This window comes from Streptomyces sp. NPDC001157 (assembly GCF_053598255.1).
This window is the reverse complement of the sequence record NZ_JBSFJW010000002.1, coordinates 1-20285: the sequence shown is the minus strand read 5'-3', so window position 1 is coordinate 20285 and position 20285 is coordinate 1. Positions and strand designations below refer to the sequence as shown.

The following is a 20285-nucleotide window of genomic DNA, read 5'->3' as shown; positions in this document are numbered from 1 at the left end:
GCGCGCCCGAACTGTCTTGCGGTGCTGGGATAGTGAACGCCGGACCCGAAAGATGTATCGAGCAACCAGGACGCCCGTGGACACCAGCGAGAGCAGCACCGAACCGCAGACACCGGACCCGGTCGCGGTCGACCCGCCTCGGCGCGGCTGGCGCCGCTGGGCCATGGACACCCGCCCGCTGCGCATTCCGGCCTACCGCAGACTGTGGTCCTCGACGATCGTCACGGCCGTCGGCAGCCAGCTCACCGCGGTCGCCGTGCCCAAGCAGATCTACGACATCACCGGCTCCTCCGCGTGGGTCGGCGCGGCGAGCCTCGCCGGGCTGCTGCCGCTGATCGTGTTCGCGCTGTGGGGCGGCGCGGTCGCCGACAGCATGGACCGCCGCAAACTGCTCCTCATCACCAACAGCGGCATCGCCGTCACCTCGCTGCTGTTCTGGCTCCAGGCCTTCACGGGGCTCGAGTCCGTGGCCGCCCTGATGGTGCTGCTCGCGATGCAGCAGGCGTTCTGGGGCCTGAACGCCCCCGCCCGCAACGCCTCCATAGCCCGCTTGGTCCCCGAGGGGCAGCTCCCCGCTGCCAACGCTCTGGGCTCGACGGTCATGCAGACCGGACAGGTGGTCGGACCGCTGCTCGCGGGCGCCCTCATCCCGGTCATCGGCCTGCCCGAGCTGTATCTGATCGACGCGCTCGCCCTCTGCGTCACGGTGTGGGCGGTCTACAAGCTGCCCTCCCTGCCGCCCTTGGCGGGCGCGGAGAAGCGACGCGCGGGCGTGCGGGAGATCGCGGAGGGCTTCCGCTACATATCCCTGCACAAGGTGCTGCTGCTGTCCTTCCTCGCCGACATCATCGCGATGGTCCTCGGCATGCCCCGCGCCCTGTTCCCGCAGCTCGCCGCCCAGACCTACAGCTCCTACGGCGAAGGGCTCGCCCTCGGCCTGCTGTTCGCGGCGATCCCCATCGGCGCGGTGCTCGGGGGACTGTTCTCGGGCACGTTCTCCCGGGCCCGCCGGCACGGCTGGATGGTGATCGGCGCGGTCGTCGCCTGGGGCGCGGCGATCACCGGCTTCGGGCTGAGCGGCAACCTGTGGATCGCGGCCGCGTTCCTGGCCCTGGCCGGCGTCGCCGACATGGTCTCGATGGTCTTCCGCGGGGCGATCCTGCTGTCCGCCGCCACCGACGAGATGCGCGGCCGTATGCAGGGCGTCTTCACGGTGGTCGTCGCGGGCGGCCCGCGCCTGGCCGACGTCCTGCACGGCACCGCGGGCTCGGCCTTCGGCCCGCGCACGGCCGTGGCGGGCGGTGGCCTCCTGGTCGTCGCCGTGATGCTGACGCTGGCCGCGGCGATCCCGGCACTGCGCCGCTACCGCATCTGAGCCCGGAGCCGGGCCGGTCCCTGTCGTTCGGATCAGGCCGGCCGCAGGGAACTGCGCCTTGCGGCCGCGGGCGTGCAGAGTGGGGGAGTGCGTGCCAGACCCCGCGACGCCGAGCTGATCCGAACGACAGGCCTAGAGCGCGCTGCGCCCGCGGCTGGCGTGCTGTTCCATGAGCTTGCCCCGGGTCATCTCCAGCCGGTGCGCGAGGATCTCCGCGACGCTGCGCACCAGCGCGAGCCCGAGCTGGGTGTCCTCCTCGCACAGCCGCAGCACCGCCGCCGCGTCGAACTCGTAGGCGCGCACCGGACTGAAGGCCTCCGCGCCGAAGTCCCATTCGTGCGGCGGGAACAGCCAGGACCAGCCGAGCAGATCGCCCGAGCCGAGGCTCGCCACGGTCACCCGGTGCAGCGAGTTGACCCGCTGGTCGAGCGAGACGGCGCCCGAGCGGATGACCCAGAAGCGGTCGGCCCTGCCGCCCGCCTCGAAGATCCGGGTGTCCTCCGGGAAGGAGACCTCCTGCGCGAGCGTCATCAGGCTCTGCCGCTGGGGCGGGGGGAGGGCGGTCAGCAGTTTTATCGCTTTGGTCATGACGCGGGGCTCCTCGCCGAGGATCGGTTCCGGTGCTTTCCCTACGCCCATTTCAGCCGCTGCCGGCGCCCCGAGCACCTCGGCGGACGGCAGTTCTCGCCGAGAACCCCCAAGACATGAAAAAGCCCTGGCTGGACGGGGGAGGCCAGCCAGGGCCGTAAGCGGTGGCGTCAGAGGACGGTACGGTCGACTCCGGCACCACGTATGGATGAACCGTAAACCATCTGCGGGCGTTTTGCTCACTCACAACCGGGTCACGTGACCGGTTTCACTCCGTGGCCTCTTCACCGGCCGCCACGACCCTGATCGTCTGGAGCTCCGGATCGCTCGGGTCCGGCAGATACATCCCCGCCTCCAGACCGGTGCGCAGGTAGCGCAGCACGGGCTCGGTGAGCCGCTCACCCGGCAGTACGGCCGGGATGCCGGGCGGATACGGCGTGATCATCTCCGCTGCGACGCGGCCTGCGGCATCCCGGGTGGGCACGTTCTCCGCGGGGCCGAAGAAGGCGTCCCGGGGCAGCCCGGCCTGCGGCATGCGCAGCTCGGACGGCGACGGCACGTCCACCCGCGGGCCCGGTCCGAGTCCCGGTGCGGCGCGGGCCAGGTCCTTGAGTGCGGCGAGCAGCTCCCCGGTCGTCTGCCGGTCGTCGCCGTGGGTGATCTGCGCGCCGATGCGGCGGTGGTCCACCAGATGGGCGTCCACGGCCCGCTGGTCCCGCAGCCAGTCGGCGGCCCTGAACCCCGTGATGCCCAACCCGCCGATGTCGATGATCACCGGCAGCGGATCGAAGTCGTCGGCCAGGCCGGGACCGCAGAAGTCCTGCCGGTCATTGACGTGCATCCCGTCGATCTCCTCGACCGCGGCACGGACCTCGGCCGCGAGGTCCAGCGCACCACCCATCAGCTCCCTGCCGTGCAGGGCCATCTGGCGGCGCCAGCCGTCGAGTCCGGCGTAGATCAGAACCGAGGGGCTGGTGCTGCCCAGCAGATCGGCCCGCATCTTCAGCAGTTCCGGCGGGACGAGGTCGCCGCGCAGGTGGAAGACGGAGCCCTGCTCCAGCCCGCTGCCCATCTTGTGGATGCTCGTCACACAGATGTCCGCGCCCGCGTCCATCGCCCATGTCGGCAGGTCGGGATGGAACGGCAGATGGGCGCCCCAGGCCTCGTCCACGACCAGGGGGACGGAGCGCAGGTGGCAGACCTCGGCGATCGCTTGCAGTTCTGCGCAACTGCCGTACGGCGTCGGGCTGGTGACCAGCGCACCCTTCGCGTCGGGATGAGCTTCGAAGGCCGCCTCGAAGCCGTCCGCGGACGGCGGATGCGCGAGATGGCGCTGCGCGTCCCAGCGCGGATCGACCCAGACGGGCTCGATGCCCGACAGGATCAGCCCCGCCACGACCGACTTGTGGGCGTCCCGGCCGATCAGCAGCTTCTCGTGCGGTCCCGCGACGGCCAGCATGGCCGCCTTGACGGACAGCGAACTGCCGCACGTGGTGAAGAACGTGTGCTCGGCGTGCACGGCATCGGCCATCAGCTCCTCGGCACGGACCAGCACCCGCCCCCGGGTGAGCCGGTCGTCCAGCCCGCCCGATGCCAAAACGTCACCGAGGAACACCGCATCACCCAGCACCTCCCGTACGGCGGGGTCGGCGCCGCGGGCCTGCTTGTGCCCCGGCGGGGTGAACCCCAGCCGCCCGCGGCGGCGATATTCGACGAGGGCTTCCAGCACGGGCGCTCGGCTGTGATCGACTGTCATGCGCACCCGGGTTCCCGGCATCGGCCACCGCGAACCGGGCGCACACCGAGCGGTCGGAGCGGACGCCCGCTCCGTCCGTGAGCCCTGTCAGCCGGTTTTGCCCGGGGTCAGGATCTCGTCCAGCACCCCGAGGACGGCTTCGTAGGCGAGTGTCCGTACGGCGGCCTCGCGCGCCGCCTCCGGCTCCTCCGCCCGCAGTCCCTCGTCCTGCGCCCGCCACCGGCGCTTCTCCTGCTGCGCGTATGCCCGCGCGCGCTGGATGCGCCGCAGCAGTTCGTCTGAGTCCACGACATCGGTCATGACATCCGCGTACCCCCCGATGGCAGAGGCACGTACTTTTGGCCCGGAGGTTTGGCGGGCCCTGCGCGGGTGAGCCGAACAAGGAGACCTGCGGTGCTCGCGCAGCGGGAGGCGCAGTCGCTGCGAACGGGCGGGGGATCAGCCGTGTCCGAGAGGCGTTTGCCCGGACGGCGGCGGCCGCGGGTGTGGCAGGGTCCGGCTTTCCTGCCCCCGCACGAGGAGGCCGGTTCTTCACCGATCAGGGAGTCAGGCGATGTGCGAGGAGCACGGGACCGCATCCGCCCTCGGGCGACTGGGCGCGCAGCGAACCGGACCGCCGCGCTCGTGTCAACCCGCAGAGGCGCGCAGGGCGGTCGAGCGGGCGGTCACCGACAGCTGCAGGGCCACGCACACCCACTGCGACGAGGAGGCCCTTGGGGACGCCCTGCTCGTCGCCAGCGAGCTGACGACCAACGCGATCCTGCACGGCGGCGGTGTCACGGACTTCCGTGTCGACGTGCTGGGGACGGGTGTGCGCGTCTCGGTGAGCGACCGCAGCGACCGACTGCCCGTGACCAGGCAGACCTCGGATCCGCGGCGGCGGCAGCGCGTCGGCGGCCACGGCTGGCCCATCGTCTGCCGGCTGGCCCGTGACGTGCGGGTGTCCGAACTGCCCGCCGGCGGCAAGTGCATCACCGCCGTGGTCCCCTTCCGCTGAGCGCCCTCCCCGACGTGGCGGTTTGTTCCCACGCGGGCAGGGCATACGGATGTTCGTGCTTCGGACCGGAGGCGCGCCAGCGGGAGCGGCATGGCTGCCCCGGGCCCTCCAGTCGGTCCGGGCGTCGGCCTTCCCGCGGTAAGTCCCTGAAACCCTCATTCAGGAGCGAATCCGCATGCTCATCGACATGTCCACAAGCACTTCCGGCACGCAGACCCGGACGACCGCCCGCGCCCGGCGGCACGACGACGCCCCCGACACGGCGGACCTCTTCGCCCGCCTCGCGACCTTGGAGGACGGCCCCGAGCGGGAGGCGGTCCGCGACGAACTCGTCACGGCCTGGCTGCCCATGGCCCACCGGATCGCCGGCCGGTTCCGCGACCGCGGCGAGTCCGTCGAGGACCTCCGCCAGGTCGCGGCACTCGGCCTGGTCAAGGCGATCGACCGGTATGCCCCCGAGCGGGGAGCCTTCGAGAGCTATGCCGTGCCCACCATCACGGGCGAGGTCAAGCGCCACTTCCGCGACCGCATGTGGGCCCTCAGGGTGCCCCGCCGGATCCAGGAACTGCGCAACAAGGTACGGGTCGCCCGCCGCGAGCTGACGCAGACCCCGGGCAGCCCCGAACCCTCCGCCGCCGACATCGCCGCCCACACCGGGCTCACCGAGGACGAGGTCAATTCCGGCCTGGAAGCCCTCGAAAGCTTCAGCACCCTGTCGCTGGACGCCGAACTCTCGGGCGACGAGGACGGCTACAGCCTCGCCGACACCCTCGGCGCGGCGGACTCGGCGTACGACGTCGTGATCGACCGCGAGGCCGCCAAGGAGGGCCTGCGCCGCCTGCCCGAACGCGACCGGGCCATCCTCTATCTGCGCTACTTCGAGGACATGACACAGAGCCGGATCGCCGACCGGTTCGGCATCTCCCAGATGCATGTCTCGCGCCTCATCAGCCGCAGCTGCGCCCGGGTGCGCGCCGAGGCGCTGGGGCAGCAGGGCGCCGACGGGCGGGCGGCCGCGGCTTGAGCGGCCCGGAGCGAGGAGGAGACCGATGCTGATCCCTCATCCGGCCGTTCTGCGCAGGCTTGTCCACGAGTACGAGGCCGCGCTGGCCGAGGAGGACGAGCGCTGCGGCCCGGCGAGCCCACGGCTTCAGGACCTGGCCTACACCCTGTGCGTGTCGACGGGCACACGGAACGTGGGGCGGGCCCTGGAAGCGGCACACCGGCTGCTCGCGGCTTCACCCCCGGCCCGCCCGGAGACGCCGGAGATCGGCATCCGGTGACACCGGACATGGCCGACGTCCAGGTTCCCGATGACCGGGCGGCGCACGGCCCGGTCATCGGGAAGCACACCCGCCATACGGACCTCGGGAGGCGTCAGTGAACTCCAGTTCCATGGCGCGCACGGGCAGGCTCGGGGCCGAGCGGGCGGCGCGCGGCTCGGTGACCGAGGGCGCCGCCCGGGCGGGGCTCGCCGCCTGCGGCGCCATCTATCTGCTGGTCGGCGTTCTCGCGCTGCAGATCGCCTTCGGCCACGGCAGTCGGCAGGCGGACCGCGGCGGCGCCCTCGCCACGCTGGCGGGGCAGCCGTTCGGCGCCGTGCTGCTGTGGGCGCTCGGCCTCGGGCTGGCCGGCATGGCGGTGTGGCGGCTGTCGGAGGCCGTCTTCGGCTCGGTCGGCCCGGACGGCCGTACGCCACGAATGCGGCTGCTCGCGATCGCCCGTTGTGTCTTCTACGCGGTGGTCGCCTACTCGGTGCTCACGTTCGCCGCGGGCCCCCGCGACGGCGGCGGCCGATCGAGTGACGTGCAGTCCCGCGACGTCACGGCCAGGGTGCTGGACCTGCCCGCCGGGCAGTGGCTCGTGGGGGCGGCCGGGGTGGGTGTGGTCGTGGCGGGCGTGTGGATCGCCGCATGCGCGGTGCGGCGCGACTACCGCGACGAGCTCAAGCTCGGTGAGATGTCCCTGTGGGCCCGACGGCTGGTGGACGTCACCGGCGTGGCCGGCGGTACCGCGCGCGGCCTGGTCTTCGCCGCGGCGGGAACCTTCGCCGTGCGCGCCGCGGTCGACTACGACCCGCAGCGGACCAAGGGGCTCGACGACACCCTGCGCTCGTTCGCCCACACGCCGCTCGGCCCCTCGCTGCTCGCCTGTGTGGCGGCCGGGCTCGCACTGTTCGGGTTGTTCTCGTTCGCGATGGCTCGCTGGCGCAGGGTCTGACACGCGCCACACGGGGAACACGGACTGGATGAACGAATCCGAGTTTCCACCGGAGCACCGGCCCGTCGACCTCTACCTCGGTCTCCTGCGCGCCCGGATGGACACGGAGGACTTTCGGCAGCTGCTCGGCGTGGTCGAACCGGTCCTGCGGGCGATCGAGGAAGAGCGCATGCCTTCCGTGGACTTCGCGCTCGGCGAGGACCGCGGCGAGGGGCTGTCCCAGGAGGTCCGCGACGAGGCCGCCCTGGTCATCGCGGCCGCCGTCACCGGGCGGCTGGACAACGAGGTGGTCGAGATCGACCTCGAGGGGACCGGGCCGATCAGAGTGATCACCGATGCGGACACCGCCGCGGACCCGGTCCGGCTGGGTGAGATCGCCGACTACATCCGCGAACGGCACCGCCAGGACGAGGAACTGCGCGGTATCGCCGAGGTGAGCGGCCTGCCCACGGACCTCTGAGGTCGCTCAGCGCTTGGGTGCCGCCACCGGCACCTTCAGCGGCCGGGCGAGGCCCACCACTGCCTCGTCGAGGCGCTGCAGATGCCGTAGCACCCGGTCGGTGATGCGGCCGTAGCGCGAGCCGCCGGGCAGATCGGACTCCAGGAGGGAGGCGATGCTCGCTCCCGTCTCGACCTCGACGGCGGCCCGCTCGTCCGCGACGCGCGCGGCGATCGTCCCGATGTTGCCGAGGATGCGCTTCCCGGCGCGCCGCAGCCGCGGATCCGCCGCGATCGAGGGATGCGTGGGCAGCAGCTCGGCCATCGCGGCCAGCGAACGCGCGTGGTACGCGCAGGTCTCCAGCAGCGCGACGACATAGCGGGCGGTGTTGCGCCGGGCTCGCAGCGGAGTCACCGGGTGAGTGAGTGGCTGGGTGGCGGTGCGCAGATCGGCCAGCGCCTGGTCCAGGTCGCGTGCCTTGTCGAGGAGCTCGGCCGGCTCCCCGCCGCTGAGCTGGTCGAGGGCGCCCTCGGTGACGTCGGCGAGCCGGTCCAGGGCCGTGACGAGGAGGTCGTTGGTACGGCGGTCGGTGTGCACCGGCAGGACGAACGCCGCCGCGATGATCCCGCAGGCCGCGCCGAGCGCCGTCTCCTCCACCCGCAGCACCAGCACCGACAGGCTGTAGGTGTGCAGCAGGGTGTAGAGCACGCCCAGCGCGGCGGTGACGAAGAAGGACATCAGCGTGTAGGACAGCGGTGCGGTGTAGAACATCGCGAACACGCACAGCAGCACCAGCGCGAACGCCGTCCAGGTGTGGTGTCCGACCAGCCCCGCGAGCAGCAGACCCGCCACCACACCGAGCACCGTGCCCAGCAGCCGCCGGTACCCCTTGACCAGGATCTCGCCGGTCGAGGCGGTGTTGATGAACACGATCCAGCAGGTCAGCACCGCCCAGTACCAGCGCTGGCTGGACAGGAACTCGCCGCCGACGATGGCCAGCGCCGATCCCACCGCGACCTGCACGGCAGCACGCGTGGTGGGACGCTGCAGCCCCGTCGCCGCCTCCTCGGCGGCCTCCTCTCCGGCGTCGATCGCCGCGTCCTCCGCGTCCAGTTCCTCGCGTGAGCGGGCTGTCGACGGTGTGTCGTCGGCGTCGTCCTGCGGGTCGCCGAGCGCGATCCGCAGCCCCAGCACCGCTCGTGCGGCCTCACCGATGCCGCGGAAGACGTCCTGGACGGCGGGTGAGGCCTTCGGCAGGTTCTCCTCGTCGCGGTAGCCGAGGAGCCGGTTGCGCAGCTGGGCCAGGCCGGTTCCCAGGTCCTCGGAGACGGGCCGCAGCACCAGCAGGCGCAACGCCTCCAGGTCGCGGCGCAGGATCGCGGTCGACTCGTCCTGCACGGGCAGCCGGCCGCCCGGCGGGACGGGCGCGCCCGGCAGGTGCAGGGTCAGTGTGTCCGCCCGCTCGGTGCTGCGGGCGGTCAGCAGCAGCAGTCCGAGGCGTTCGGCGGCGATCTCGGCGTCCGCGATGCGGCGCTGCAGGAGCCGGGCCACGGCCTCGTCGGCGGTGCCCTCCTCCAGCCGCCCCTGGATCATCATGGCTGTCTCGTTCAGGCGGGCGGTGCCGTCGCGTACGTCCTGAAGCGCCTTGTCGATCTCGTCCGGCCCGGCGTCGAGGAGGGCGATCTGTGCGGTGACCAGTTGCGCCAGCCGGGCGCGGAAAGCCTCCCGCAGCCGCTGCAGGATGCCCGCGGGCGTCTCGGGCACGAGCGCGAAGCGCACCGCGGCGCTGGAGGCGACGGCGACGGCCACGACGCCCCACAACTGCGGCAGCCCCGACAGCGTGGCGCCGACGAACAGGGACATGAAGTAGACCTGGAAGCCGATCAGCCCGAGCGTGGTGCCGCGGTCGCCGAAGCGGCGGGCGTAGACGGCGCAGAAGATGAGGGCGACGAAGAAGAGGTCGCCGCCCACCACCCGGGAGTGCAGGACCGCTCCCAGTGACACGGAGGCCAGCGCCACCACCATGCCCAGCGCGAGAGTGACGGCCTGTTGGCCGCGCTGCTTCTCCCGGATGGCGAAGGTGGAGACCATCGCCGCGATGGCGCCCGCCACCAGATGGCGCACGTCGGCGCCCAGCAGGGAGAGCACGGCCAGCGTGAGGGCGATGGCGCCGACCGTTCTCAGGCCCGCGGCCAGACGCAGCAACCCGGGATCGGACGCCGCCACGAGATCGCGCAGCCGTCCCCGGACCGACCCTCCCGCTGCCCTCACGCCGCCGTACTCACTCCCGCTTCACGTCATGATCCGCCTCTCAGCATCGCACGACGTGACCGGAGCTTGCGCACCGGCTCAGGTCTCCTTCCGGTCCGTCTCCTCGACATGCGCCCGCACCTGTTCGGGCGTCAGATAGGCGTTGGTGAACTCGAAGTCCTTCAGTGTGGCGGCCTTGCGGGCCTGGAAGCCGGTGCGGACGAAGTCGTCGCCGGCCAGGGCGTTGAGCGTCCAGTTCGTCGCCACGCGGACCTTGGCGACGTTGGTGCGCAGAGCCATCCAGTGGTAGCCGCGGGCGGCCACCTGGGCGGGCAGACCGCGCAGTTCGATGCCGAGCGGCTTGGAGACGGCGTCCCTGCCGCCGAGGTCGACCACCAGGCCGAGGTCCTTGTGGACGTACGGTGTCAAAGGCTTGCCCCGCAGGGTAGCGATGACGTTGTCCGCGACGTGCTTGCCCTGCCGCATGGCGTGCTGCGCGGTCGGCGGGCAGATCGCCGACTCGTCGTCCTTGGCCTTGTCCGGCACCGCGCCGGAGTCGCCCAGCGCGAACACTCCGTCGTGGCCGGGCAGGTTCATCTCGGCGTTGACGGCGAGCCGTCCCCGTACCGTCTCCGCGTCGAGCGTGGCGATGAGCGGGCTCGCGACGACACCGGCGGTCCAGATCAGGGTGCGGGTGGGGATCACCCGGCCGTCGGTGAAGGTGACCTCCTCGGGGCCCGCCTTGGCGATGGAGACACCCAGCGAGACGTCGATGCCGCGCCGCTTGAGGATCTCCTGGGCGCTGCGGCCGAGCTTGTCGCCCAGTTCGGGCATCAGCTTCGGGGCGATGTCGATCAGATGCCACTTGATCAGCGCCGGATCGATGCGCGGGTAGCGCTTGACCGCGGCGTGCGTGAGCTTCTGCAGACAGGCGGCGGTCTCGGTGCCGGCGTAGCCGCCGCCGACCACCACGAACTGCAGCCGCGAGGCCCGCTCCGCCGGATCGTCGCTGGCGTCGGCCAGGTCGAGCTGGGAGATGACGTGATCGCGGATGTACGCGGCCTCGGCGAGGGTCTTCATACCGAAGGCGTGCTCGGTCAGACCCGGGATGTCGAAGGTGCGGGTGACGCTGCCGGTGGCCAGCACGATGTAGTCGTACGGCTCGTTGACGATCCGGTCGGTGATGGTGCGGATGACGCAGACCTTGGCCTTCAGGTCGACGCCGATGGCTCCGCCCGGAATGATCCGGGTGCGGTACTTCTTGCTGCGCCGCAGCGAGACGGCGATCGACTGGGGCGTCAGCACGCCGGAGGCGACCTGGGGCAGCAGCGGCAGATAGAGCTGGTAGGCGAACGGCGTCACCAAGGTGACGTCCGCTTCGTCGGGCGCGAGTTTCCGCTCCAGCCGGCGTACGCACTCCACGCCGGCGAAACCTGCGCCAACCACCAGGATCCTGGGTCGTGTCACGGTGTTCATCCCTCTCTGCGGCTCCAGGCGGTCTGCATCCAACGCCCTTCGCATGCCCTGGATCGCTGCTTGCACCACATCGATCCCACCGTGGCCCCAGCCGTTCCGCCAGCTGGGTGCGGCAGGCAGACGAACGCGTCGAGCACCACCATGCCCGTCCGCGTGCGGAAACGCACCGGTCAGGAGTGAACCTTTTGGATCACGGGCTGCACAGGAAGTGGCGGGATTGTGTTCGGTGTGGTCAGCGGAACACGTTGTCGGCCTCGTCCCAGCTCGACAGCTCGTCCGGCACGGTCTGCCGCGGAGCGCGGGTGCGTGCCTGGTACATCGCGTCGATCTCGAACGCGTAGTGCCGCACGATCGCGTCCCGGCGCAGCTTCATGGACGGCGTCATCAGCCCGTTGGACATGTCGAACTGCTCCGGCAGCACCCGGAAGACCCGGATCGACTCCGAGCGCGACACGGCGCTGTTGGCCGCGGCCACGGCCCGGCCGATCTCCTCCCGCAGCGCATTCTCCTCACGGGCCTCCCGGCTCGGCATGTCGCTCTGCAGGGACAGGGAACCGCGCCAGTACGCCAGGAACTTCGGATCCAGGGTGATCAGCGCCCCCACACAGGGCCGGTTGTCGCCGACGACGACCGCCTGGTGGATCAGCGGATGCATTCTCAGCCGTTGTTCCAGGGCGGCAGGGGCGACGTTCTTGCCGCTGCTGGTGACGATGATGTCCTTCTTGCGGCCGGTGATCGTCAGATAGCCCTGCGCGTCGATCCGCCCCAGGTCGCCGGTGGCCAGCCACCCGCCCCTCAGAACGGTCCGCGTCGCCGCCTCGGCGTTGATGTAGCCCTGGAACACCGAGGGACCTCGGACCAGGATCTCGCCGTCCTCGGCCACGGCGATCTCGTTGCCCGGCAGTGCCTGACCGACGGTTCCCGACAGCTCCCGGCCCAGCGGCTGCGCGGTGACGCCGCCGGCGGCCTCCGTCAGGCCGTACCCGTCGTTCACATAGATGCCGATGCCCTCGTAGAAGAGGGTGAGTTCACGGCTGAGAGGCGAGCCGCCGGACGATGCCCGCATCACGCGGCCGCCGACCGCGGCGCGCAGCTTGCGGTACACCGTCCGCTCGAACAGGGCGTGTTGCAGCCGCAGATCGAAACCGGGCCCCGAACCGCCGCCCAGTCGCTGCCGCTCCAGCGCCGCTGCGAAGTCCCGTGCCGTGTCCGCGGCCCGCTCGAACAGCGCCCCGCGGCCGGCCTCCTGGGCGACCCGCAGGAAGTTCTTGTAGATCTTCTCGAGGAGCGAGGGAACCGCACAGAGATAGGTGGGGCGGAAGGAGAGCAGGGACGCCGAGAGCGCGTCCTCGCTCATGTCGGGCTCGTGCGCCATCACCATGTTGCCGCGAATGCACAGGGTTTGGACGAGAAGGCCGTAGACGTGCGAGAAGGGCAGGAAGGCCAGCACCGAGGCCTGCTGCTCGCCCGGGGGGATCACGGTGTGGCCCCAGCCCGTCAGCAGCGTGTCGCAGGCGCTCGCCAGGTTGCGGTGGCTGAGCGCACAGCCCAGCGCCCGGCCCGTGGTGCCGGAGGTGTAGCTGATGGCCGCCGTGGAGTCCGGCATCACGATGCGGCGCAGCGAGTCGACCGTGGCGAGCGGGATGAACCTCCCGCGTTCCCGCAGGTCGCCCAGCGCCCCCGCGTCCAACTGCCAGACGTGGCGCAGCTGCGGCAGCGCCCCGCACACGGAGCCGACCGTCATCACCGCCTGCTCGTCCTCCACCACCACGGCCACGCAGTCGGCGTCCCGCAGGACCCACTCCACCTGATCGCGCGAGGAGGTGGGGTAGATCGGCACGACCTCGGCACCGAGCGCCCACAGGGCGTGGCTGAGCACCGTCCACTCGTACCGGGTGCGTGCCATGATCGCGACGCGGTGGCCCGGCGAAATCCCGGAAGCGACCAGTCCCTTGGCGAGATCCACCACCTCGTCCCGCACCTCCACGGCGGTCAGCTCCTCCCACGTGGTGGAGGACGGGGTGGGGCGGCGCGCGAGCATCGGCCGGGTGGGATCGAGGGCTGCCGTGTCGAAGATGCTGTCGGCCAGTCCGCCGGTCAGGGGCGAGACGGTGGGGGGAGCGAGGGCGAAGTCGCGCATGCGCTGCTCCTGAGCTGTACGGAGGGTGACCATGCCGACGAGTTCCGTTGTCGACGGTGGTCGAATCTAGCCCAGGTGGGTGCGGATGGTGACCGGAACCTGTGAAGTTGCGGATCCGTGATGATCAGGCCTGGGTGTGGCGCACGCAGGCCGTGACGACCTCCCGCAGGTTGCGGTTGCGCGCCAGGAGTTCACGCTGAATCTGTGCGCCGGTGCCGTCTTTGAGCAGCCGGACGCAGGTCTCCTGGGCGCGCTCGAGATCGCCGGTGTCGGCGAGCGCGCCGCCGATGTGTTCCAGCAGCGCCCGCACCACGCTCTCGGCGGGCAGCCGCCGCATGGTCACGGGGTGCAGCAGTTCGTCGGTGAGACCGGAGCGCGCGGCCTGCCAGGCGCCCAGCCGCAGCAGGCTGACGCTGTGGTCGAGGGGCGGGTGTCCGGCCCACCACTCCCGCGCGGCGGTCTCCACGAGCCCACGGGTCAGCGTGGCGACGAGGGCGGCCGTGTCGGCGTGCAGGCACACGTCGGCGACCCGGACCTCGACGGTCGGGTACTGCCGGGACAGACGTGCGTCGAAGTAGATCATCCCCTCGTCGAGGATCACCCCGCTGCCGACCATGTCCGCCACCCGGCCGTGATAGCGCTCGGCCGACCCGAAGACCTCGGTGGGTCCGGCCGACGGCCAGCGCTGCCACACCCGGCTGCGATAGCTGTCGTAGCGGGTGTCCCTGCCCTGCCAGAACGGGGAGTTGGCGCTGAGCGCGGAGATCACCGACAGCCAGGGCCGGATGCGGTCGAGGACCGCGACGCCCTCCTCGTCGGAGTCGACGGAGACATGGACGTGACAGCCGAGCACGAGCTGCTGCTGTACGGCGATGCCGTACTGCTCCTCCATCCACTGATAGCGGCTTCCCTTGGTGACGGACGGGCTGACGGGCAGGGGTGAAGTGGCGAGCGCGGCCACCGTGCACCCGATCTCCCCGGCGTGCCGGGCGGCCTCCCGGCGACAGCGCACGATCTCCGCGTTCAGGTCCGCCATGTCGGCCTGGGGATGCGTGTTGAACTCCAGCATCTGGTTGTACAGCTCTTTCTCGAACACGCCCTCGCACGTGTTGTCCCGCGCCGCACGGGCGAGCACCGCGGCGGCCAGCGCCTTCGGCTCCCCGCTCTCCGGGTGCACTAGGAGGAGCTCCTCCTCCACTCCGACAGTGCGCACCTGAGGCCGCCTTTCTGTGGCCGGGCTGCGGCTACGACGAGCACCGGGTACCCCGCCGACCGGTCACAACAACGGGGTCAGCCAGACCGTGGCGAGCGGCGGCAGGGTGAGCGTGATCCTTCCCTCCTCCACCTTCACGTCGTCGGGGTTGGTGACGTCGCTGCCGCCGTAGCGGGAATCGTCGGTGTTGAGGATCTCCCGCCAGGCGGGCACCTCGTCGGGCGCCCACAGACGGTAGCCGTGACGCACGACGGGGGAGAAGTTGGAGACCGAGAGCAGCGGGCTGCCGTCGGAGGCGAACCGCAGGAACGCGAAGACGTTGTCCTCGGCGGCGTCACCCATCACCCACTGGAAGCCGCAGGGCCGGGTGTCCTGCTGCCACAGCGCAGGGGTGCGGCGGTAGACGGCGTTCAGGTCGCGCACCAGGTCCCTGACCCCGCGGTGATCGGGCTCGGCGCCGTAGCCGGGATCGACCAGCCACCATTCCGGGCCGTGCTCCTGGGACCATTCGGAACCCTGGGCGAACTCCTGCCCCATGAACAGGAGCTGCTTTCCCGGGTGGGCCCACATGAACCCCAGATACGCCCGGTGGTTGGCGCGCCGCTGCCACCAGTCGCCCGGCATCTTCGACACCAGCGCCTGCTTGCCGTGCACCACTTCGTCGTGCGAGATGGGCAGGACGTAGTTCTCGCTGTAGGCGTACACCATCGAGAACGTCATCTCGTTGTGGTGGTACTTGCGGTGCACCGGCTCGTGCTCCATGTAGCCGAGGGAGTCGTGCATCCAGCCCATGTTCCACTTCAGGCCGAAGCCCAGGCCGCCGCTGTCGGTGGGGCGGGTGACCCCGTCCCACGCCGTCGACTCCTCCGCGATGGTCACCACTCCGGGCGCCCTGCGGTACACGGTCGCGTTCATCTCCTGCAGGAACGCCACCGCGTCCAGGTCCTCGCGCCCGCCGTGCACGTTCGGCGTCCACTGGCCCGAGTCGCGCGAGTAGTCCAGGTAGAGCATGGAGGCCACGGCGTCCACCCGCAGACCGTCGATGTGGAACTCCTCGCACCAGTAGACGGCGTTCGCCACAAGGAAGTTGCGCACCTCGATGCGACCGAAGTCGAACTCATAGGTTCCCCAGTCCGGGTGCTCGGCCCGCCGAGAGTCCCCCGGTTCGTACAGCGGATCCCCGTCGAACCGCGCCAGCGCCCAGTCGTCCTTGGGGAAGTGGGCAGGCACCCAGTCCATGATCACGCCGATGCCGGCCCGGTGCAGGGCGTCCACCAGGTACTTGAAGTCGTCGGGCGTACCCAGCCGCGACATGGGCGCGTAGAAGCCGGTGACCTGGTAGCCCCAGGAACCGGCGAACGGGTGCTGGGTGACCGGCATGAACTCGACATGGGTGAATCCCAGGCCGTTGACGTACGACGGGAGTTCCTCGGCGAGTTGACGGTACGTCAGCCCGGGGCGCCAGGAGGGGAGATGGACCTCGTAGACCGAGAAGGGTGCCTCGTGGACGGGGACGTCACCCCGGTGCGCCATCCACTCGGCGTCTGTCCACTCGTAGTGCGAGGCGTGCACGATCGACGCCGTGTCCGGTGGGACCTGCGCGTACCGCGCCATCGGGTCGGCCTTGAGGAAACGGCCGCCGTACCGGGAGGTGATCTCGAACTTGTAGCACGCGCCCTCGCCGATGCCGGGCACGAACAGCTCCCACACCCCGGACGACCCCAGGGACCGCATCGGCAGCGCCGTCCCGTCCCAGCAGGTGAACTCCCCGGTGACCCGCACCCCCTGGGCGTTCGGCGCCCACACGGTGAACCGGGTGCCGCGCACGCCCTGATGGGTCATCGGCTCGGCACCGAGCGCCTTCCACAGCTGCTCGTGCCGGCCCTCGTGGATCAGATGGAGGTCGAGCTCACCGAGAGCGGGCAGAAAACGGTACGGGTCGGCCGTCTCGTGCTCACCGTCCGCGTACCGCACGACCAGGGTGTACTCGGGGATCGCGTCGAGGGGCAGCACCCCGGAGAACAGGCCGTCGCCCTCCGAGGTCAGCAGGTGCCGCCGTCCGTCGACGACGACGCTCACCGCGCGGGCGTACGGCCGCAGCGCCCGGAAGACGATGCCGCCGGGGACCGGGTGGGCGCCCAGCAGCGCGTGCGGGTCGTGGTGCCGGCCGGTGAGCAGGCGTTCGCGTTCGCCGGGATCCAGGGCAGGCGCGCTCGCGCATTCGGCGGTGAGCGGTCCGGACGGCTCGGGGAGCGAGGTGTCACGCAGGGCCACGGGTTCAGCCTCCTCTTACGGCGAGACGCTCGATCGCCGCCATCGGTACGGGGAGCCAGTCCGGGCGGTGCCGGGCTTCGTACAGGACCTCGTACACGGCTCGATCGGTCTCATAGGCACGCAGCAGTCCGTGCTTCTTGCGCGGGTCCCAGCCGGCCCGCTCGGCATAGCCCGCGCAGTAGGCCTCGCGGCAGCGGCGCGCCCACTCCGGGCGCCAGGGGCGGCGCTGCCGGGCGGCGTAGTCGAAGGAGCGCAGCATGCCCGCGATGTCCCGCACCGGGGACTGGGTGCTGCGCCGCTCGGCGAGCGGGCGGGACGGCTCGCCCTCGAAGTCGATGACGAACCAGTCCCGGCCCGCCCGCAGCACCTGACCCAGGTGCAGATCGCCGTGGATGCGCTGGGCGGGCGGCCCCGGATCGCAGGCGACGAGCGCACCGAAGGCGGTGCGCAGCCGGGGCACGTACGGGCGCAGCGCCGGTACGCAGTGGGCCGCCGCGTCCAGGCGCTCGGTCATGGCCGCGGCCGTCCGCACGCTCTCGTCGTGAGCCCCGGCCGGGAAGGCGGCCGCCAGCGCGAGGTGCACCTCCGCGGTGGCCCGGCCCAACTCGCGGGCCTGCACGGTGAACTCGTCGCCGGCGGCGAGTGCCTGCAGGGCCAGCGCCCAGCCGTCGGAGGCGTCGGGCAGAAACGGCTGCAGCACCCCGAGGGTCGCCTCCTGCGGATGCGTCGTACGGAACCAGGCCACCGGCGCCGGCACCCGGCCGCAGCCCTGCCCGGCGAGCGCACCGGGCACCTCCAGGTCGGGGTTGACGCCGGGCTGCACGCGCCGGAACACCTTCAGGATGAACTCGTCGCCGTACACCAGGGAGGAGTTGGACTGCTCGGCCTCCAGCACCCGCGGCACCAGCCCGGCGGGCACATGCACGGACGGATCGGTCTCGAAGCGCAGCGGGCCCGCCGCACCGGGCTGCCGCAGCCGCTCCAGGAGCAGCTGCGCCGAACGGGGATCCTGCAGCGCGTCGTACACCGTCAGACCGGCCAGCGGACCCTCCTCCGCCCTGCCGATCAGGGCCCGTCCGAGCCTCGGCGAGGGGTGCCGGCGCACGCCGAGCAGCAGCTGGTAGCAGTCACCGGCCGGCGTGGCGCCGCTGGGCGCGGGCAGGCCGCTCTGGCCGGTGTGCACCAGCAGATGCAGACAACCGGGGAACAGCTCCGTCATGGACAGCAGGCCGAGGTCCGTGACGGGCCGGTCCTTGCCCGCGAACCAGCGTTGCCGCGGCAGCCACTCGCGCAGCAGCCCGGCGAGCGAGGCCATGGGCCCGGCGGCGACGCTGGGTCTGGGGCGGAGCGATGCGGTCTTCGCCATGACGCGTCCTTTCCTCGCCTCACGCTCGGGGGCGGCGGCCGATGCGGGATGCGACCCGGGTGAGCCGGAACCAGTAGAAGCCGTGCCCGGCGAGGGTCAGCAGATACGGCAGCTCACCGATGGCAGGGAAGCGCACGCCGCCGATGAGCTCCACGGGGTGGCGCCCGTCGTAGGCCCGCAGGTCGAGCTCGGTGGGCTGCGCGAACCGGGAGAAGTTGTTCACGCACAGCACCAGGTCGTCGCCGTACTCCCGCAGGAAGGCCAGCACCGCCGGGTTGGAGGAGGGGAGTTCCGTGAAGGACCCGAGGCCGAAGGCCGGGTTCTGCTTGCGGATCTCGATCATCCGGCGGGTCCAGTGCAACAGCGAGGACGGGTCGGACATCGACGCCTCGACGTTGGTCACCTGGTAGCCGTAGACCGGGTCCATGATCGTGGGCAGGAACAGCCGTCCCGGATCGCAGGACGAGAAGCCCGAGTTCCGGTCGGGTGTCCACTGCATCGGGGTGCGTACGGCGTCGCGGTCGCCGAGCCAGATGTTGTCGCCCATGCCGATCTCGTCGCCGTAGTAGAGGATCGGCGAGCCCGGGAGCGACAGCAGCAGGGCGGTGAACAGCTCGATCTGGTTCTCGTCGTTGTCGAGGAGCGGGGCGAGCCTGCGGCGGATGCCGATGTTGGCGCGCATACGCGGGTCTTTCGCGTATTCCGCCCACATGTAGTCGCGTTCCTCGTCGGTGACCATTTCCAGGGTCAGCTCGTCGTGGTTGCGCAGGAAGATGCCCCACTGACAGCCGGCGGGGATGGCCGGGGTCTTGGCGAGGATTTCCGAGACGGGGTAGCGGGATTCCCGCCGTACCGCCATGAAGATGCGTGGCATGACGGGGAAGTGGAATGCCATGTGGCATTCGTCGCCGCCGTTCTGGTAGTCGCCGAAGTAGTCGACGACGTCCTCCGGCCACTGGTTGGCCTCGGCCAGCAGCACGGTGTCGGGATACATCGCGTCGATCTCGCGGCGGACGCGCCGCAGGAACGCATGGGTGGCGGGCAGGTTCTCGCAGTTGGTGCCCTCGGCCGCGTACAGATAGGGCACGGCGTCGAGGCGGAAGCCGTCGATGCCCAGGTCCAGCCAGAAGCGCAGGGCGGCGAGGATCTCCTCCTGCACCGCCGGGTTCTCGTAGTTGAGGTCCGGCTGGTGGGAGAAGAAGCGGTGGAAGAAGTACTGCCCCCGCACCGGATCGAAGGTCCAGTTGGAGACCTCGGTGTCGACGAAGATGATCCGCGCGTCGGCATACTGCTTGTCGTCGTCGGCCCACATGTAATAGTCGCCGTACGGGCCGTCGGGGTTCTTTCTCGATTCCTGGAACCACGGGTGCTGGTCGCTGGTGTGGTTCATGACGAAGTCGATGATGACCCGCATGCCCCGCTGGTGGGCGGCGTCCACGAATTCGACGAAGTCGGCGAGGTCACCGAATTCGGGCAGGACCGAGGTGTAGTCGGAGACGTCGTAGCCGCCGTCGCGGAGTGGTGACTTGAAGAAGGGCGGCAGCCACAGGCAGTCGACGCCCAGCCACTGCAGATAGTCGAGTTTGGCGGTGATGCCCTTGAGGTCGCCGATGCCGTCGCCGTTGCTGTCCTGGAAGGAGCGGACGAGGACCTCGTAGAAGACGGCACGCTTGAACCACTCCGGGTCCCGGTCCTTGGCGGGAGTGTCCTCGAAGGTGTCCGGGACGGGCTGGTTGACGGTCATGTCGCTCTGAATCTCCGATCGTGGCTACGCGGACGACTGCTGGACGTGAAACACGTGTGCCGGGGCCCGCCCGGGATCCAGGCGCACATAGTTGGTTCTGCCCCAGTGATAGGTCTCACCCGTCAGTTCGTCGTGCGCGGACACGAATGCGTGCCACTCCAGACCGAGTTGCGGCATGTCCAACGAGACCGTGGCCTCCTGGGTGTGGTGCGGATCGAGGTTGACGACGACGAGGACCGTGTCCCGGCCCGTGGTCTTGCTGTAGGCGATGACCATGTCGTTGTCGGTGTGGTGGAAGCGTAGGTTCCTCAGGCGCTGCAGAGCCGGATGACGCCGCCGGATGGTGTTGAGTCGGGTGATGAGGGGGGTGATGGTGCGGCCTTCGCGTTCGGCCGTCTCCCAGTCGCGTGGGCGCAGCTGGTACTTCTCCGAGTCGAGGTATTCCTC

Annotated in this window: 17 protein-coding genes; 6 read left to right on the top strand and 11 right to left on the bottom strand. The window is 70.7% G+C overall.

Annotation, left to right across the window (positions count from 1 at the left end; all coding sequences use genetic code 11):
• Nucleotides 1-76 precede the first annotated feature (76 nt).
• Complete coding sequence (locus ACWDAG_RS03790; protein ID WP_450693968.1) at nucleotides 77-1375, top strand: MFS transporter; 1299 nt, start codon at nucleotides 77-79, stop codon at nucleotides 1373-1375.
• 132 nt (nucleotides 1376-1507) lie between these two features.
• Here ACWDAG_RS03790 and ACWDAG_RS03785 read toward each other — a convergent pair whose 3' ends face one another.
• The 3 genes from ACWDAG_RS03785 to ACWDAG_RS03775 form a co-directional block, all read right to left on the bottom strand.
• Nucleotides 1508-1963 (bottom strand): cyclic nucleotide-binding domain-containing protein, encoded by a 456-nt coding sequence (locus ACWDAG_RS03785; protein WP_450693967.1) that lies wholly within the window; start codon nucleotides 1961-1963, stop codon nucleotides 1508-1510.
• A gap of 268 nt (nucleotides 1964-2231) precedes the next feature.
• Entirely contained in the window at nucleotides 2232-3719 is a 1488-nt protein-coding gene (locus ACWDAG_RS03780) for an aminotransferase class I/II-fold pyridoxal phosphate-dependent enzyme (RefSeq protein ID WP_450693966.1), read from the bottom strand.
• An 87-nt stretch (nucleotides 3720-3806) separates the two neighbouring features.
• Nucleotides 3807-4019, bottom strand: a complete 213-nt coding sequence (locus ACWDAG_RS03775; RefSeq protein ID WP_450693965.1) for a hypothetical protein — start codon at nucleotides 4017-4019, stop codon at nucleotides 3807-3809.
• Between the two features lie 253 nt (nucleotides 4020-4272).
• Between ACWDAG_RS03775 and ACWDAG_RS03770 the strand changes: the two genes are divergently transcribed.
• The 5 genes from ACWDAG_RS03770 (at nucleotide 4273) to ACWDAG_RS03750 (ending at nucleotide 7396) form a co-directional block, all read left to right on the top strand.
• The gene (locus tag ACWDAG_RS03770) at nucleotides 4273-4716 is read left to right on the top strand and encodes an ATP-binding protein (protein WP_450693964.1); all 444 of its coding nucleotides are present in this window, start codon (nucleotides 4273-4275) and stop codon (nucleotides 4714-4716) included.
• 175 nt (nucleotides 4717-4891) lie between these two features.
• A complete protein-coding gene (locus ACWDAG_RS03765) occupies nucleotides 4892-5740 on the top strand; it encodes a SigB/SigF/SigG family RNA polymerase sigma factor (protein WP_450693963.1) in 849 nt (282 codons plus the stop codon).
• A 25-nt stretch (nucleotides 5741-5765) separates the two neighbouring features.
• The gene (locus ACWDAG_RS03760) at nucleotides 5766-5999 is read left to right on the top strand and encodes a DUF5133 domain-containing protein (protein ID WP_450693962.1); all 234 of its coding nucleotides are present in this window, start codon (nucleotides 5766-5768) and stop codon (nucleotides 5997-5999) included.
• Nucleotides 6000-6111: 112 nt separating this feature from the next.
• A complete protein-coding gene (locus ACWDAG_RS03755; RefSeq protein WP_450694379.1) occupies nucleotides 6112-6936 on the top strand; it encodes a DUF1206 domain-containing protein in 825 nt (274 codons plus the stop codon).
• 28 nt (nucleotides 6937-6964) lie between these two features.
• Nucleotides 6965-7396 (top strand): hypothetical protein, encoded by a 432-nt coding sequence (locus ACWDAG_RS03750; protein WP_450693961.1) that lies wholly within the window; start codon nucleotides 6965-6967, stop codon nucleotides 7394-7396.
• A gap of 6 nt (nucleotides 7397-7402) precedes the next feature.
• Here the strand turns inward: ACWDAG_RS03750 and ACWDAG_RS03745 are convergent, their stop codons facing one another.
• From ACWDAG_RS03745 to ACWDAG_RS03710, 8 genes are all read right to left on the bottom strand, one after another.
• Entirely contained in the window at nucleotides 7403-9646 is a 2244-nt protein-coding gene (locus ACWDAG_RS03745) for an FUSC family protein (protein WP_450693960.1), read from the bottom strand.
• 78 nt (nucleotides 9647-9724) lie between these two features.
• Nucleotides 9725-11101, bottom strand: coding sequence for an NAD(P)/FAD-dependent oxidoreductase (locus ACWDAG_RS03740; protein WP_450693959.1), 1377 nt, complete (start codon nucleotides 11099-11101; stop codon nucleotides 9725-9727).
• A 232-nt stretch (nucleotides 11102-11333) separates the two neighbouring features.
• On the bottom strand, nucleotides 11334-13241 hold the full coding sequence (locus ACWDAG_RS03735; protein ID WP_450693958.1) for an AMP-dependent synthetase/ligase: 1908 nt from the start codon (nucleotides 13239-13241) through the stop codon (nucleotides 11334-11336).
• 124 nt (nucleotides 13242-13365) lie between these two features.
• The gene (locus tag ACWDAG_RS03730; RefSeq protein ID WP_450693957.1) at nucleotides 13366-14454 is read right to left on the bottom strand and encodes a glutamate--cysteine ligase 2; all 1089 of its coding nucleotides are present in this window, start codon (nucleotides 14452-14454) and stop codon (nucleotides 13366-13368) included.
• Nucleotides 14455-14517: 63 nt separating this feature from the next.
• Nucleotides 14518-16728, bottom strand: a complete 2211-nt coding sequence (gene glgB / locus ACWDAG_RS03725) for a 1,4-alpha-glucan branching enzyme (protein ID WP_450693956.1) — start codon at nucleotides 16726-16728, stop codon at nucleotides 14518-14520.
• 4 nt (nucleotides 16729-16732) lie between these two features.
• On the bottom strand, nucleotides 16733-18094 hold the full coding sequence (locus ACWDAG_RS03720; RefSeq protein ID WP_450693955.1) for a maltokinase N-terminal cap-like domain-containing protein: 1362 nt from the start codon (nucleotides 18092-18094) through the stop codon (nucleotides 16733-16735).
• A 19-nt stretch (nucleotides 18095-18113) separates the two neighbouring features.
• Complete coding sequence (gene treS / locus ACWDAG_RS03715; RefSeq protein ID WP_450693954.1) at nucleotides 18114-19838, bottom strand: maltose alpha-D-glucosyltransferase; 1725 nt, start codon at nucleotides 19836-19838, stop codon at nucleotides 18114-18116.
• Between the two features lie 24 nt (nucleotides 19839-19862).
• The coding region (locus ACWDAG_RS03710; RefSeq protein WP_450693953.1) for an alpha-glucosidase C-terminal domain-containing protein at nucleotides 19863-20285 on the bottom strand (423 nt) is incomplete at its 5' end.

Bases quoted from the DNA above. Each gene is read 5' to 3' on its own strand.
- ACWDAG_RS03785 (WP_450693967.1), bottom strand. From the start codon at position 1,963: ATGACCAAAGCGATAAAACTGCTGACCGCCCTCCCCCCGCCCCAGCGG.
- ACWDAG_RS03780 (WP_450693966.1), bottom strand. From the start codon at position 3,719: ATGACAGTCGATCACAGCCGAGCGCCCGTGCTGGAAGCCCTCGTCGAA.
- ACWDAG_RS03775 (WP_450693965.1), bottom strand. From the start codon at position 4,019: ATGACCGATGTCGTGGACTCAGACGAACTGCTGCGGCGCATCCAGCGC.
- ACWDAG_RS03770 (WP_450693964.1), top strand. From the start codon at position 4,273: ATGTGCGAGGAGCACGGGACCGCATCCGCCCTCGGGCGACTGGGCGCG.
- ACWDAG_RS03765 (WP_450693963.1), top strand. From the start codon at position 4,892: ATGCTCATCGACATGTCCACAAGCACTTCCGGCACGCAGACCCGGACG.
- ACWDAG_RS03760 (WP_450693962.1), top strand. From the start codon at position 5,766: ATGCTGATCCCTCATCCGGCCGTTCTGCGCAGGCTTGTCCACGAGTAC.
- ACWDAG_RS03755 (WP_450694379.1), top strand. From the start codon at position 6,112: ATGGCGCGCACGGGCAGGCTCGGGGCCGAGCGGGCGGCGCGCGGCTCG.
- ACWDAG_RS03750 (WP_450693961.1), top strand. From the start codon at position 6,965: ATGAACGAATCCGAGTTTCCACCGGAGCACCGGCCCGTCGACCTCTAC.
- ACWDAG_RS03740 (WP_450693959.1), bottom strand. From the start codon at position 11,101: ATGAACACCGTGACACGACCCAGGATCCTGGTGGTTGGCGCAGGTTTC.
- ACWDAG_RS03735 (WP_450693958.1), bottom strand. From the start codon at position 13,241: ATGCGCGACTTCGCCCTCGCTCCCCCCACCGTCTCGCCCCTGACCGGC.
- ACWDAG_RS03720 (WP_450693955.1), bottom strand. From the start codon at position 18,094: ATGGCGAAGACCGCATCGCTCCGCCCCAGACCCAGCGTCGCCGCCGGG.
- treS (WP_450693954.1), bottom strand. From the start codon at position 19,838: ATGACCGTCAACCAGCCCGTCCCGGACACCTTCGAGGACACTCCCGCC.